Annotated in this window: 15 protein-coding genes; 8 read left to right on the top strand and 7 right to left on the bottom strand. The window is 71.0% G+C overall.

Annotation, left to right across the window (positions count from 1 at the left end; genetic code table 11):
• Position 1: 1 nt before the first annotated feature.
• Together moaC and HUG10_RS06605 are read right to left on the bottom strand one after the other, a co-directional pair.
• Positions 2-487 carry a cyclic pyranopterin monophosphate synthase MoaC gene (gene moaC / locus HUG10_RS06600; RefSeq protein WP_179168807.1) on the bottom strand — a complete coding sequence of 162 codons (486 nt, stop codon included), beginning with the start codon at positions 485-487 and terminating at the stop codon, positions 2-4.
• Positions 488-1942, bottom strand: coding sequence for an NAD(P)H-hydrate dehydratase (locus HUG10_RS06605; protein ID WP_179168808.1), 1455 nt, complete (start codon positions 1940-1942; stop codon positions 488-490). It lies immediately after the preceding gene.
• A 152-nt stretch (positions 1943-2094) separates the two neighbouring features.
• Between HUG10_RS06605 and HUG10_RS06610 the strand changes: the two genes are divergently transcribed.
• From HUG10_RS06610 to HUG10_RS06620, 3 genes are all read left to right on the top strand, one after another.
• The gene (locus HUG10_RS06610; RefSeq protein WP_179168809.1) at positions 2095-2769 is read left to right on the top strand and encodes an ArsR/SmtB family transcription factor; all 675 of its coding nucleotides are present in this window, start codon (positions 2095-2097) and stop codon (positions 2767-2769) included.
• Between the two features lie 40 nt (positions 2770-2809).
• A complete protein-coding gene (locus tag HUG10_RS06615) occupies positions 2810-4168 on the top strand; it encodes a S8 family serine peptidase (RefSeq protein WP_179168810.1) in 1359 nt (452 codons plus the stop codon).
• Positions 4169-4233: 65 nt separating this feature from the next.
• Positions 4234-6615: an ATP-dependent DNA helicase gene (locus HUG10_RS06620; RefSeq protein ID WP_246310226.1), complete on the top strand. Its 2382-nt coding sequence runs from the start codon at positions 4234-4236 to the stop codon at positions 6613-6615.
• Between the two features lie 63 nt (positions 6616-6678).
• On the opposite strand, the gene HUG10_RS06625 is transcribed toward HUG10_RS06620, so the two are convergent.
• Complete coding sequence (locus tag HUG10_RS06625) at positions 6679-7278, bottom strand: sulfite oxidase-like oxidoreductase (RefSeq protein WP_179168811.1); 600 nt, start codon at positions 7276-7278, stop codon at positions 6679-6681.
• Between the two features lie 165 nt (positions 7279-7443).
• On the opposite strand from HUG10_RS06625, the gene HUG10_RS06630 reads away from it, so the two are divergent.
• Complete coding sequence (locus tag HUG10_RS06630; RefSeq protein ID WP_179168812.1) at positions 7444-7701, top strand: hypothetical protein; 258 nt, start codon at positions 7444-7446, stop codon at positions 7699-7701.
• Positions 7702-7786: 85 nt separating this feature from the next.
• Here the strand turns inward: HUG10_RS06630 and HUG10_RS06635 are convergent, their stop codons facing one another.
• Positions 7787-8341, bottom strand: coding sequence for a class I SAM-dependent methyltransferase (locus tag HUG10_RS06635; protein WP_179168813.1), 555 nt, complete (start codon positions 8339-8341; stop codon positions 7787-7789).
• A gap of 60 nt (positions 8342-8401) precedes the next feature.
• On the bottom strand, positions 8402-8722 hold the full coding sequence (locus HUG10_RS06640) for an EthD family reductase (protein WP_179168814.1): 321 nt from the start codon (positions 8720-8722) through the stop codon (positions 8402-8404).
• A gap of 116 nt (positions 8723-8838) precedes the next feature.
• Here HUG10_RS06640 and HUG10_RS06645 point away from each other — a divergent pair, with 116 nt between their 5' ends.
• Together HUG10_RS06645 and cutA are read left to right on the top strand one after the other, a co-directional pair.
• The gene (locus HUG10_RS06645; protein ID WP_179168815.1) at positions 8839-9015 is read left to right on the top strand and encodes an HEWD family protein; all 177 of its coding nucleotides are present in this window, start codon (positions 8839-8841) and stop codon (positions 9013-9015) included.
• A gap of 3 nt (positions 9016-9018) precedes the next feature.
• Positions 9019-9339: a divalent-cation tolerance protein CutA gene (gene cutA / locus HUG10_RS06650; protein ID WP_179168816.1), complete on the top strand. Its 321-nt coding sequence runs from the start codon at positions 9019-9021 to the stop codon at positions 9337-9339.
• A gap of 12 nt (positions 9340-9351) precedes the next feature.
• Here the strand turns inward: cutA and HUG10_RS06655 are convergent, their stop codons facing one another.
• Entirely contained in the window at positions 9352-10110 is a 759-nt protein-coding gene (locus HUG10_RS06655; protein WP_179168817.1) for an HAD hydrolase family protein, read from the bottom strand.
• Between the two features lie 303 nt (positions 10111-10413).
• Complete coding sequence (locus HUG10_RS06660) at positions 10414-11622, bottom strand: FAD-dependent oxidoreductase (protein ID WP_179168818.1); 1209 nt, start codon at positions 11620-11622, stop codon at positions 10414-10416.
• A gap of 142 nt (positions 11623-11764) precedes the next feature.
• Here HUG10_RS06660 and HUG10_RS06665 point away from each other — a divergent pair, with 142 nt between their 5' ends.
• Together HUG10_RS06665 and lhgO are read left to right on the top strand one after the other, a co-directional pair.
• Positions 11765-12532 (top strand): class I SAM-dependent methyltransferase, encoded by a 768-nt coding sequence (locus HUG10_RS06665; protein ID WP_179168819.1) that lies wholly within the window; start codon positions 11765-11767, stop codon positions 12530-12532.
• A gap of 150 nt (positions 12533-12682) precedes the next feature.
• The gene (gene lhgO / locus HUG10_RS06670) at positions 12683-13888 is read left to right on the top strand and encodes an L-2-hydroxyglutarate oxidase (RefSeq protein WP_179168820.1); all 1206 of its coding nucleotides are present in this window, start codon (positions 12683-12685) and stop codon (positions 13886-13888) included.
• Positions 13889-13954: the final 66 nt, after the last annotated feature.

Raw genomic sequence — 13954 nt, forward strand, 5'->3', positions numbered from 1 at the left:
GCTACTCCAGCGCCCGCTTCTCCTTCGTCAGCACTTCCACGTCCGAGATGCGTGTACCCGGGTAGTTCCCGGATTCGTCCTTCTCGGCCGCCTTCACCATGTCCCAGACGACGTTCAGGCCGGTCGTCACGCCCTCCAGCGCCTCCATCTCGCAGCCGGTCTTCCCCGTCGTCTCGACGGCGACTGTGAGGGTGACGCGGTCGTCGCCGAGTTCGAAGTCGGTGTCGACGTTCGTGATGGGGATCTGGTGGCACATCGGGATCGTCTCCCAGGTGTGTTTCACGGCCTGGACGGCGCCGACGCGGGCCGTGGCGAGCACGTCGCCCTTCTCTACTTCGTCACCCCGAATCGCGTCGACCGTCGATTCGGCGAGGTGGATCTCCCCGCGTGCGACCGCCCGACGGGCCGTGTCGGGTTTGTCGCCCACGTCGACCATCTGCACGTCGCCCTCCTCGTCGGTGTGGGTGAGGTCGTCATTGCCGGACATTCACTCGTCCCCCTCGTCCCGCATCGCGTCCGGAATCCTGTCGAGGAGGTCCGTCGCCACCAGGCCGTACCCGTGCTCCTCGACCACCATGTCCCCGGCGCGGCCGTTCGCGTAGGCGGCGACGGCGGCCGCGTGGGTCGGCTCCTGGGTGCTCGCGAGCGCCCCCGTCACGCCGGCCAGCACGTCGCCGGTCCCCCCCACGGTCATCCCCGGGTTGCCGGTCCGGCCGATTCGGGTCGTCTCGCCGTCGGATATCACGTCGTAGGCGCCCTTCACGAGCAGGACGTGTCCGAGCTCCGCGGCGAAGTCGGTCACGAGGTCGGCGCGCTCGCGCCAGTCGTCTGCCGTCTCGCCGCCCATCTTCCGGAGTTCGCCCTGGTGGGGCGTGCAGACCAGCGTCGCGTCCGTGTCGACCTCGGGCACGACCTGGAGCGCGTCGGCGTCGACGACGGCGGTCCCGCCGAAGCCCTCGAGGAAGTCCGCGACGGCGTCGAGCGTCTCGTCCGCGTCGCCGAGGCCGGGCCCAAAGATGACGGTGTCGTGCTCGGCGGCGAGGTCGGCGATCCGGTTCACCTGCTCCGGCGCGAGATGGTCGCCGGGGAACGACCGGACGATGAGGTTCTCGTCGAACGCCTGCACCTCGCGGGCGACCGACTCGGGACAGGCGACGCGGACGAGGTCCGCGCCGGCCCGGAGCGCCGCCTGCGCGGACAGCGTCGGCGCGCCGGTGTAGGGGCCACCGCCGACTACGAGCACCTCGCCGTGGTCGCCCTTGTGCGACTGGGGATCGCGGTCGAACGGCAGCAGGTCGCCCGGTCCGACGAACGTCTCGGCGCCGTCCGGGATGCCGATGTCCGCGACGGTCACGTCCGCGTCGAGGTCCGAGAGCCTCGGCTTGTCGTCGTGGAAGGTGACGACCGCGTCCGGGTCAACGGCGACGCCCGCCGCCTCGCCCGTGTCGGCGTCGACCCCGGAGGGCACGTCGACCGAGACCACCGTCGCGTCGGCGTCGTTTATCGCGCGCACCGCCGTCGCCTCCGGTTCGCGCGGAGCGCCGGAGACGCCCGTGCCGAGCATCGCATCGACGACGAGGTCCGGCTCGTCGCCGTCCTCGCCCTCCAGGGAGAAGTTCCGTGAATCGGTGCACGTCTCCGTCGGGATCTCGGCCTCGGCGAGGGCCGTCCAGTTCTCCCGGGCGATGTCGGTCGAGATGGTCCCCGGCCTGCCGAGCAGGACGACCCGGAGGTCGTACCCTTCGAGGAACCGGGCCGCGACGAACGCGTCGCCGCCGTTGTTCCCGCGGCCACAGACGAGCGTGACGCGGGCGCCGGGGTCCGCCCTCCCGCGCACGACCCGGGCGACGGCGTTCCCGCTCGACTCCATGAGTTGCTTTCGCGGGACGCCGAGGGCCGCGGCGTTGCGGTCCACCATCGCCATCCGGGTGGAGGTGATCATGTCGACCGTCGGTTCGACGCCCCTCGCCGTAAATCGGGCGGGTGCCGCGCTCGCGACGAACTGAACGACCGTCGGTCTGGCGAGTTTAATCCGAGCTTTTCGTAGTGAAACCTGCCAGAACCATTTAGTCTACGTGTGCGAAACGTCCCCGCATGTCAGGACTGCTCCCGTCCGACGCCGACGCCGCGAGTGGCGATGGGACCGTCACCAGGACGGCGACAGGGAGCGACGCGGGCCCGCAGGAGGCCGTCGACGCCGAAGCCGGGGACGGCGACGTCCGCGTCTGCTGGCTCGACGACGAGGACGCCGACGCGCTCATCGGATCGCTCTCCTCCCAGACCGCCCGCTCGCTGCTCACCGCCCTCCACGAGGAACCCCGCACCGCGTCGAAACTGGCTGCGGAGGTCGACACGTCCGTCCAGAACGTCCGCCACCACCTCGGGAACCTCCAGGAGGCGGGGCTGGTGACGGCTGTCGACACGCGCTACTCCGTGAAGGGTCGCGAGATGACCGTCTACGGCCCGGCGAACGAGCGCCTCGTGGTCGCCGTCGGCGGGGACGACGACCGGAACTCGTTCCTCGACTCCCTGCGCGGCATCCTCGGCGTCGTCGGCCTGCTCGGCGGCGCGAGCCTCCTCGTCCAGTGGGCGTTCGGGGCCGGCGTCGTCGACCTCGGGGGACCCGCCACTGCGCCGCGCATCGGCGACTCTGTCGGCGCGACCGCCTCCTCCACCCTCGGCGCCCTCCCGCCCGGCGCGGCCTTCCTCGCCGGCGGCCTCCTCGTGCTGCTGACCGTCCTCGCGGTGGAACACGTCCGGGTGCGGTGATGGGAACCGGCGGGCCGACCACGGCGCGCGGGGTGGGTCCGTGAACCGGGCGGCTCCCGTGCTCGCCGTCCTCGTCGCGCTCGCGAGCATCAGCATCGGCCTCGTCGGCGCGACCGGCGCGTCCGGGACCGACGCCTACGGGGGCGACGTCTCGCCGACGGTCCAGGGGTTCGTCGTCGGCAGCCCCGTCGACCGGTCCACCGGGGACCCGGGCGTCGGTGACGACGCCGTCCGGGTCGGCGTCATCGGGAGCGAGTTCGACAGCGGCCACCCGACGCTCGACGGGCGGGTCGTCGCGCACACGCAGCTGTCCGGGTCGTCGTTCGCGCTCGACGCGCCGTCCGCGTCGTCCCACGACACGGCCGTCGCCGAGATCGTTGCCGACCGGACCGACGACGCCGGCCTCTACCTCGTCGGCGTCGGGAGTCAGCCGTCCCCCGCGGAGTACGAGCGCGCCGTCGACTGGCTGCTGGGGAACGACGTGGACGTCATCGTCGACTCCGGGAGCTACTTCCCCTCGACCGCCGACGGGATGGAGCAGATCTCCGGCGCGGCCGAGCGCGCGACCGAGTCCGGCGCCGTCTTCGTCACCTCCGCCGGCAACTACGGCCAGAGCCACTGGCGGGGGAGCCCCGACGACGAGGGTTGGGTCGAGTTCGCCGACGGGGTCCAGGGGAACCGGCTCGGCGACGGCGCCCTCGCGGGCGAGGTGACCCTCAGGCTCTACTGGGACGGCGACGCCGACTACGACCTCTACCTCTACCGGGACCTCGCCGGCCCGGACGACCCGGTGGTCGCGAAGTCGACCCGGTCGAGCGGGAACGCGGAGGCCATCGACGCGACGCTCTCGGAGGGACACTACTACGTCGCCGTCTACGCCCGCGACGCCGGCGAGGAGCCGGTCGATCTGTTCGCCGCCGAACGGTCGCTCGCCCACGCGGTCGGGGAGGGGAGCACAGTCGCACCGGCCGACGCGGCGGGCGTCATCTCCGTCGCCGCGGTGGACGACTCCGGAACGCTCCGACGGTACAGTTCCGTGTCCGCCGACGTCAGCGCGCCGGGCGCGGCCGACACGGCCGTCGCGGGGCGGTTCGACGGCACCTCCGCGGCCGCCCCGGTCGTCGCGGGCGCGGTGGCGTCGATGCAGTCGGACGAGGCGCTGTCGCCCGCGAAGGTGGAGGCGATCCTCCGCGACACGGCCGACGGGGACGCCAGAGCGATCGACTCCGAGGCCGCGCTGACGGCCGCCGCCAACGCCTCCTCGGAAGGGACGCCCGACGCCGTCGCCGGTACCGACGCGGACAGCGGTACGACCACGGCCGAGACCACCGCCACCGCCGACGCGTCCGCTGCGGACGTGTCGACCGGGACCGGCTGGTGTCCGGGTTCGGTCCCGTGACCGTGCGAGCCCCCGCCCCGACGTAGGTTTATCACCGAAGGGGGGACCATCGACGCACTGAAGCCGTGTCGAACGTGAGTGAGAGCGTGACCGAGGCCGAGGACTGGCGAGCGGTGTTCGGGCATTCGAACCCGTACCCCGAACAGGAGGACGGGGTCGAGGCGGCCGTCGCTGCGGCGCGGGACGGCGGGTACCTGGCGCTGGAGGGGGCCTGTGGCACGGGGAAGACGATGCTCGCGCTCACCGCCGGCATCCACCTCGTCCGCGACCCGGACTCCGACTTCGAGCGCGTGTTCGTGCTCACGAGCGTCAAGCAACAGCTCCGCCAGTTCGAACAGGACCTGGAGACGATCAACGCCGACCTCCCGGACGACTGGCGGCCCGTCTCGGCGATGACGCTCGTCGGGAAGGCGGACGTCTGCCCGTACGCCCGGGAGAACCGGGCCGGCATCGACGACTCGAACATGTACGACCGCTGCGAGGGGTTGCGCGAGCGGACCCGGGCGCTGACCGGGGAGGGCGGTGACGCGACCGCGGGCGCGCTCGTCCAGCAGGCCAGACGCGCCCAGACCGGCATCGCGGACTCGGGCGAGGCGGGCGTCTCCTACCTCGAAACCGCGGGGGAGCCGACGCCGTACCTCCCCCAGATGCCCGAGCACGGCGGCGGCGCGACGGGCGAGGGGACTGAGTACTGCCCGTTCTACGCCCAGTTCCTCGAGGACCTCCCGGAGGACGGCGACCCCGTCGAGGCGGTGCCGTTCGACTTCGCCGACGCCGGGCTCGTCGACGCCGAGGAACTCGTCAGGCTGTCGGCGGGCAACGGGACCTGTCCGCACTCGATGATGGGGGCGCTCGTCCCCGAGGTCGAGGTCGTCGTCGGCAACTACTACCACGCGTTCGACCCCGTGACGGCCGCCACGTTCACCGGCGCGCTGCTCGACGACTCGACGTTCGTCGTCTGCGACGAGGCGCACATGCTCGAACCGCGCGTCCGTGACCTCGTCTCCGACGGCGTCGGCGACGGAACGCTCCGGGACGCCGAGAACGAACTCACCCGCGTCATCCAGCCCGTCGCCTTCGAGGACGAGGGGAAGCGCGCCCGGGGGACGACCGACGCGGAACTCGTCCGGGGGGAGCTCTCCGACGCGGAGGTGAGCCTGAGCGAACTGGAACTCGTGCGCGACTTCGTCCGCGACCTCCGCGAGGAGGTGGACCGACGCGTGACCGCCCACCTCGACAGCGAGCACCGGGGCTGGCGCGCGGACCTGACGAACCTGCACGACGCCGAAGTCCCCCTCCGTGACCCCGAGGAACCGGCGGAGGACGAACTCTCCGAGTGGGCCCGCGACGCCGGCTACGGCGAGAAGGTGTGGGCGCGCGCCGAGACCGTCGGCGCCGTCGTGGCGCGGATCCTCAACGAGGCCGAGGAGGAGGAGACCCAGCGCGCTGCGCCGGCGGTGGGCCGCCTGCTGAACGCCTGGTACCGGCTCGACCACGAGTCGTACTTCCGGGAACTCGAACTGGAGCGGACGTGGGACGAGACGGAGCCGGCCGACTCCTGGCGCCGGGCGTACAACGCCCGGCTGGCGCTCCACAACTGCGTCCCCGCGGACGCCATCGGCGAGCGCATCGCGGACTTCGGCGGAGGGGTGCTCATGTCCGCGACGCTCGCACCGCTCGACGTGTTCCGCGAGGTGACCGGGCTGAACTACCTCGAATCCGAGGGCCGCCCGGTCGAGGAGCGGACCTACGGGCTCACGTTCCCCGAGCGGAACCGGGCGTCGTTCGCGATCGACGCGCCGAAGTTCACCTACGGCAACCGCGGGCCGCCGGGCGAGGAGAATGAGACGCGCGAGGCCCACGCGGACGCCGTCGTCGAGGTGGTCCGGACGACGCCCGGGAACGTGCTCGTCGGGATGCCGAGCTACGGCGAGGCCGAGTGGGTGGCCGGCGTGCTGGACGAGCGAACCGACGCGCCGGTGCTGCTGGACGAGTCGAGCGCCGACAAGGCGACCGAGGAGTTGAAGGCCGAGTTCTTCGGCGGCGAGGGGAAGACGCTCGTGACGAGCATCCGCGGGACGCTCACCGAGGGGGTCGACTACCGCGGCGACCGGCTCTCGGCCGCGGTGATCTGCGGGGTGCCGATCATCAACACGGCCTCGCCGCGGACGAAGGCCGTGAAGACGGCGTACGACCGCGAGTTCGGGAACGGGTTCGAGACGGCGCTCACGGTGCCGGCGGTCCGGAAGGCCCGACAGGCGATCGGGCGGGTCATCCGCGGTCCCGAGGAGGTCGGCGTCCGCGTGCTCGTGGACGCCCGCTACGCCCGCGACTCGTGGAACTCGGTGCGCGAGTACTTCCCCGAGCCCGCCCGGGAGGAGTTCCGGCCGGTCAGCCCGGACATGCTCCGGTTCGGGCTGGAACGGTTCTGGGACGGACAGGAGTGAGTCGGCGAACGCCGCAGGGCCGGTACTGTCGGCTGGCCGGACACGCGAACGCGGAACGGCCGTCTAGTTGTACCGCTCCTCGTTCCACGGGTTCGCCGTGTTGGAGTAGCCGCGACGTTCCCAGTAACCCCGTTCCGGTTCGGTGAGGAACTCCACGCCGGTCACCCACTTCGCCCCCTTGTACGCGTACTTGTGCGGGGTCACCACGCGCAGGGGTCCGCCGTGCTCGGTCGGAAGCGGGTCGCCGTCGAACTCGTGGACGAACAGCACCTCCTCGCGCATGCAGTCGTCGAGCGGGAGGTTCGTCGAGTAGCCGTCCAGCGACCGGAACATGACGTGGACGGCGTCGTCGTCGACGCCGGCGCGCCCGGCGAGTTCGGGGAACGTGACGCCCGCGAACTCGTTGTCGAACCGGCTCCACCCGGTGACGCAGTGGAAGTCCTGTCTCTGGGTCTCGGCCGGCAGATCGGTGAACTCCGACCAGGTGATCGAGAGGTCGGTCTCGACAGCGCCCGTCACGGTGAACTCCCACGTCTCCGGGCTCCAGCCGGGAGTTCCGCTCTTCGAGAGTACGGGGAACCGCTCGGTCTGGCGCTGGCCGGGTGGGAGTCGCTCCCCGCCGAACTCCTCGTGGAGGTCGGTGACGTCGGTGGCGTCCGTCATCGTGGGGGAACGACGGGGCAGATCCGGTTAGTGCTACGTGCCGGAAGCCGGCCCCCTACTGGGTACACGCGGGCGGTCAGGCGACGGCTGCCGACCAGTCGATTGTCGGATGCGTCCGTCAGGGCCGAACGTTTTGCACACTGGCGACGAACCTCCATCGGAACGATGCCAGTCATCAGGTTCGAGATGGCCGACTCGGCCGAGCGCACACAGATCGGCGAGGGACTGGTTCGGTTCGCCGTCCGGACCAGCCGATTGGAAACGGGAACTGGGGGCGGCAAGTACTTCCTGAACCACGAGGACGGCTGCGGAGTCGACGGGAGGATGATCCGGCCAGGCGAGCCGTTCTACTTCGACACCGAGACGGGTGAGATACTGTGTGACTCCCACGGCGAGCAGCGCCGGAACGAGTCCGCGGGGTGAGCACCCCGTCGCCCGCCGTCTGACCACGGAAATCGTTCGACACGGACCGCTGGCCGTCGAACTGGCACCAGCGGGCGATGGGTGATTACCGGCGGGCGACGAGGAGGAACGTCTCCACCCGCGTCTCCGCCCGTTCGGCGGTGAATCCGGCCGACTCGAACGCCGAGACCGCGTCGCCGAGCGCGAACCGTTCGTCCCTCGGGGGGCCCGCCTCGCCCGACCCCGCCGCGGTCCAGTCGACGGTGACGACCCGGCCGCCGGGCCGGACCACTCGCGCGAGCTCCGCCACCGACTCCTCGCCGGCGTACTCGTGGTAGGTCATCGTCGAGAACGCGGCGTCGAGCGCGTCGTCGTCGAGCGGGAGGTCGGCGACCTCGGCCGTGAGGAACTCGACGGTCTCGGGAACGCCCTTCTCGCGGTACAGGTCGTGCATCTCCGGCTGGACGTCCACCGCGTAACAGCGGCCGACGTGGGGCGCGACGACGTCGGTGAAGAACCCGGTGCCGCTCCCCAGGTCAGCCACTGTCGCGTCCGCGTGAACCCCGAGCGCGGCGACCAACTCCTCGGCCGAGCAGTGGCGGAAGCGGTCGGGCTCCTCCAGCATGTCGGCCCGCTCCACGTCGAACGTGTGAAAGCCCATACGTCCGAGGCGTCGCCCCGGGCGATAAGCCCTCGGCCCCTGTCCCCGTTGTCGGCCCGTTCAGCGGTCGTCGACCTGGATCGTCTCCTCGACGATCATCCGCGGCCCCGCCCCGACCTCGAGGAACGAGTCGGCGTCAGCGAGCGTCCGCTCGCCGGCGTCGGACTCGAAGGCGGCCGCGTAAGCGTCCATATCCTCGAAGTAGAGTTCGAGCACGCCGTCGTAGTCGGCGCGTTCGGGGTCGGTCGAGAGCGAGGTGAGGTAGCGTTTCAGCCCCGGAAGTTCGGAGGCGATGGGGCTGTGCTCGTCGAGCCAGTACTCCGCGAACTCCTCGTGCGTAAGTCCGTCGTCGCGGACGACGAACTCGACCACCTTGATCACGGCCGGGAAGACGCGGGAGGGCCACTTGGCTCTGCCCCCACGGTGACGGGCCGAGCGGTCGCGCGGCCTCTGCCACCGACGGTGGGCTTAAGCCGCGTGCCGTACCCTCTCGGTGTATGCCCGTGCAGATTCGCCGGCCGGATCGACGCGAGTGCGAGCGCTGCGGCCGGATCGAGGAGTGGAGTGACGAGGCCGACGCCTGGCGGCTCGCCGACGGGCCTGGCGACGTGTACTGCATCCACGAGTGGGACATCAACGGCACGTTCCTCCCCATCGAGGGGACGGACGAGTAGGCGATGCCGACGCTGTACGTCACCGCACCGCCGGAGGCGGCCCCCAACCTCGCGCGAACGCTCGTCGAGGAGCGCCTCGCGGCGTGCGTCAACCGCGTCCCCTGCGAGTCGACCTACCGGTGGGACGGCGAAGTGCTTGAGGACGAGGCGGAGGAGGTGCTGTTCGTGAAGACGAGCGCAGAAACCGTCGCGGCGGCCGAGGAACGCGTCGCCGATCTCCACCCGTACGACGTCCCGTGCGTCGAGCGGTTCGAGGCGGACGCGGTCGCGGCGCCGTTCGCGGAGTGGATCGAGGAGTCGACCGGGAGCGAAGACGACGCCTGAAGGTGGTTCCCCCTACGCCCGGTCGAGAAGGTCGTTCAGCACCGACAGCGTCCCGTCCATGAACCCCACGTCGAGCACGGTGTCGGCAGCCTCCTTCGCCGTGTCGTCGGCGTTCGAGAGCGCGTAGCTCTCCCCGACGACCCCGAACAGTTCCGCGTCGTTCTCGCTGTCACCGATCGCGACGAACTCGGTCGGGTCGATGTCGAGGACCTCCCCGACCGTCCCGAGCGCCCGGCCCTTGCTCACGCCCTGGGAGGTGAGGTGGTAGGCGTACTGCGAGTCGATGAAGTTCAGGTCGAACTCGTCGGCGAGCGCGCGCAGTGTGGCCTCGTCGGCCGTCCGCCGCGCCGCGAACTCGGTCTCGCGCCAGCGGTTCACCGTGTCCGCGGCGCCCCACCCGAGGTCCCCGCCCCGCTCTGCGAAGGCGGTGGCCGCCTCCCGGACCCGTTCCGGGTCGCCCTCGTAGCTCACGTGCTCGTCCACGCAGACCACGCCGCCGTTCTCGGCGATGACGCGCTCGGGGATGCCCGCGAAGTGGCAGAGCGCGACGGGGTAGGGGAACGCCTTCCCGGTCGCGATGACGACCGGCGCGGGCCACTCCGGGAGCACCTCGAAGACGCGCGGGTCGATCGTGTGGGCCGGCGTCGTGAGCGTGCCGTCGATGTCGAGCGCCAGCGGCGGGACGGTCGGTTCGGTCGCCTCGTCGGACTCGTCGCGGTCTTCGAGTTCGTCGAGTTCCCCGAGGTCGGTGGTGTCGTCGGTGGGGGGCATCCGGTTGCCCCAGGCTGTGGGCGCCCGCGGGAAAGCGTCGTCGGTGACGGTTCGCGGTAATAGTCGTCGTGAACGCGGTTACCGTGCCGACGACGAAGACCGTTCTGGAAGCCCCCGCGCTCTCTGCTCCCGCGGCTCGCTGCGCTACTCGGCTCGTTCACTTCGTTCACTCGCCTGCGGTGCTTGCTCCGCCGGGGTTCGCCGAGAGCGCGGCCCCTTCCATTCCCACCCTTCGGGGCTGGGGCGATCGTTGTAGCGTGACACCCGCTCGTGCGGCCGTGGGGTGTCGCCCGGTCGTCGTTCTCAGTCGGCGCCGACCACGTCGGCGTCGGCGGGCGAGCGCGCGTCGAACTCTGCGACCAGTTCGTCCAGGCGGTCGGGGTCGCCCGCGGCGGCGAGCGGTTCGTCCGCGGTGCGACACGGCGCGTCCACGTCGAGGTCGGCACAGACGCGGTCGGCCGTCACCTCCGCCATCGCGCGGTGGGTGGTGAGCTTCCCGCCGACGATGGTGTGGAAGCGGTCGACGCCGTCCCGCGTGTGGTCGAGGAGGAAGAAGTCACGCGAGATGCCGCGAGACTCCCGTTTGCTCTCGTCCGGACCGTACAGCGGGCGGACGCCCCAGTACGTCCCCTCGACCGGGGCGTCGTCGAGGTCGGGTACCATCGCGGAACACTCGTCGATCACGCGCTCCACCTCCCACTCCTCGCGGGGGTACTCGTCCGGGTCCTCGACCGCCACGCTCGTCGTCCCGAGCACCGCCCTGTCGCGGTGCGGGACGACGATGTCGCCGTCGGCCGGCGCTCGGCTACGGTTGAGGACCGGCCCCAGCCCGGGGTACTCGACCACGACCATGACCCCCCTCGTCGGGCGCATCTCCACCTCGACCCCGGCGAGCGCGGCACACTCGCCCGCCCACGCGCCTGAGGCGTTCACGACGACCTCGGCGTCGACCCGTGTTCCGCCGACCGTCGCGCCCGCCAGGGTGCCATCCTCCACGTGGAGCGCTTTGAGCGGCGCGTCCGTCAGGATCTCGGCGCCGTGCCGCCGGGCGTCGTCCGCCGTCGCGGCGACCAGACGGGAGGGGAAGACGACGCCGTCGGGCACGCGCATCGTCCTGTCGAGGTCCCCGGCGAGGTCCGGCACCGCCTCGCGCGCCTCGGCCGGGTCGATCTCCTCCGCGTCGATGCCGACGTCGCGGCAGGCAGAGCGTTTCGCGTCGAAGTACGCCGGATCGTCGCCGTCGAGCGAGAGGAACAGCCCGCCGGTCTCGGCGACGCAGCCGGTCGCCACCTCGCGGAGGATCCCGTTCTCCCTGATGCACTCGGCGGCGCCGTCGGGATCCGACTCGGCGTAGCGCGCCCCCGAGTGGAGCACCCCGTGCGACCGGCCGGTCGTCCCGGACGAGAGGCCGCCGCGCTCGGCGAGCGTCACGTCGACGCCGCGCATCGACAGGTCCCGCGCGACGCCGACGCCGGTCGCCCCGCCGCCCACGACGAGCACGTCCGTGTCCATACTGAATCGTGCGGACCAGGCGACTTGTGGGTGTCGGGCGTTCCCCGCTCCGGTCGGCACGCCCCGGGCGGCCAGGCGGCAGTATGGCCGGCGGACCGCCACTGACCGACAGAGGCAAGGGGTCCGCGCGGAACGGTCGGCCGTGTTCCGCTACTGGTTCGGGGTGTACCACTGGCGGCGCCGCCTCCGCCGGATCGGCGCGGGAGTCGCGGTCGCACTCGCGGGGGTGGCGCTCGGGACGCTGGTCGGCACGGACGCCGCCAGGATCCTCGGCCTGGTGCTCGTCTTCGGCGGTCTCTGGTACGGACAACCCGCCCTGAAGCGCCTGTTCGTCCCCGCCCCGTGGCAGGCCGACGGCTGGAAGTACGCGCCGCTCCGGCACGCCCTCGACCTGGAGGACGCGGACCGGTGGCTCGACGTCGGCTCCGGTACCGGGCGGTCGCTGACGGGGGTGGCGACGTCCGGTGCGGGGAGCGACGCGCTCTCGGCTACCCGGGTCACGGCGCTGGACGTCTTCGATTCCGGCGTCATCCTCGGCAACGCGGCGGGGATTGCCGTGCGAAACGCCGGGGCGGCGGGCGTCGACGCGGAAGCGGTCCGGGGCGACGCGACTCGGCTTCCGGTTCGCACTGGGTCGCAGGACGTCGTGACGGCGTGTCGGGTGCTGCACGACCTGTCCCGTCCGGACGCCGAGGCGACGGTCCGGGAGGCGCGACGGGCGCTCGACGGCGACGGGCAGTTCGGCGTGCTGGAACTCTCGGCGACCCACGAGGCGACGGACGACCCGCTCGGCTACTGGGAGTCGATGCTGGAGGAGGGCGGGTTCGCGGTCGGGGCGAGCGGCGAGGTGAGTCGCGGAAACTCGTGGTACTGCTATCTGGTCTGCACGGCGTCCGATTCCGCGTCGTAGGTTCGTCGTCTCCGCGGGAGTAGGCGTCGGTGATCCATCCTCCGAGTAGAGGACCGTCCCCCCTTCGAGTGCCGGTGAATCCCTTATGGAGGCAGGGATACGAACTGTAGGTCCACGGCCGCGTTACGTCCGTGGAACGGGTTCACGCCAATGATCGAGTACGACGTCGCGATCGTCGGCGGCGGCTGCGTCGGCTGTTCGGTCGCCAAGCACCTCGCCGAGCGATCGAACCTCGACGTCTGCATCCTCGAGAAGGAGTACCACCTCGCCGAACACCAGAGCGGACGCAACTCCGGCGTGCTCCACCCGGGGTTCAACTACCCACCGGGCTCCCTGAAGGCTCGGTTCGCCACGGCGGGGACGGCTCGACTCAAGGAGTACGCAAGAGAGAACGGTATCCCGCTGCGGGAGTTCGGCGTCGTCGTGGTAGCGAGGGACGAGACGGAGGTGGCGCGTCTCGACACCCTGCGGGCGCAGGCCGACGAGAACGGCGTCGAGACCGAGATCATCGGCCCCGACGAACTCGCGGAGCGCGAGCCGCATGCCGAGGGCGTGGCTGCGCTCTACTGCCCCGAGGCGGCCTCCATCGACTCCCAGAAGTACGTCTACGCACTGGCGACCGAGGTCGAGAACCTCGGCATCGACTTCTACCTTGGCCATCGTGTCGAGAAAGTACGCCACGGTGAGTCGGGTCACGTCGTCGAGACCAGCGGCGGGAGCGTCTCGGCGCGGTACCTCGTGAACGCCGCCGGGCTGTACGCGGACCGCATCGCCCACCAGCTCGGCGTGGGGACGGAGTACCAGATCGTGCCGTTCCGCGGCGAGTACTACGAACTGGTGCCCGAGAAGCGGTACCTCTGCGAGACGATGATCTACCCGACGCCCGACCCCGAACTCCCGTTCCTCGGGGTGCACTACACCCGGCGCACGGACGACAAGGTGATCGTCGGCCCCAACGCCGTGCTGGCGTTCGGACGCGAGGCGTATCGGAACACCCAGTTCGACCTCGGCGAGTTCGCCGAGACGCTCCGGTACGGAGGGTTCCGGAAGCTCATCGCCAGTCCGAAGATGATCGGTGTCGCGTGGGACGAACTCAACAAGTCGTACCGAAAGGGGAAGTTCGTCGAGGCGTCCCGGCGGCTCGTTCCCGACGTTCGTGAAGCGGACTTTCGGCGGAGCTTCGCGGGCAACCGTGCGCAACTCGTCGACGAACATGGCGAACTCGTCAAGGACCCGTTGATCGAACGCGGTCCCGACTCGCTGCACGTGCTCAACATCGTCTCGCCCGGGCTCACGTCGTCCCTCCCCTTCGGCGACTACCTTGCCGAACAGGTTCTCACCGATATCGACGGATAGAGATGTTCGTTCGACTGGTACCGATACCACTCGCCCTTCACCCCCGGCCACACGTCGCCGCATCCG

This window comes from Halorarum halophilum, from assembly GCF_013401515.1.
GTDB classification, from domain to species: domain Archaea; phylum Halobacteriota; class Halobacteria; order Halobacteriales; family Haloferacaceae; genus Halorarum; species Halorarum halophilum.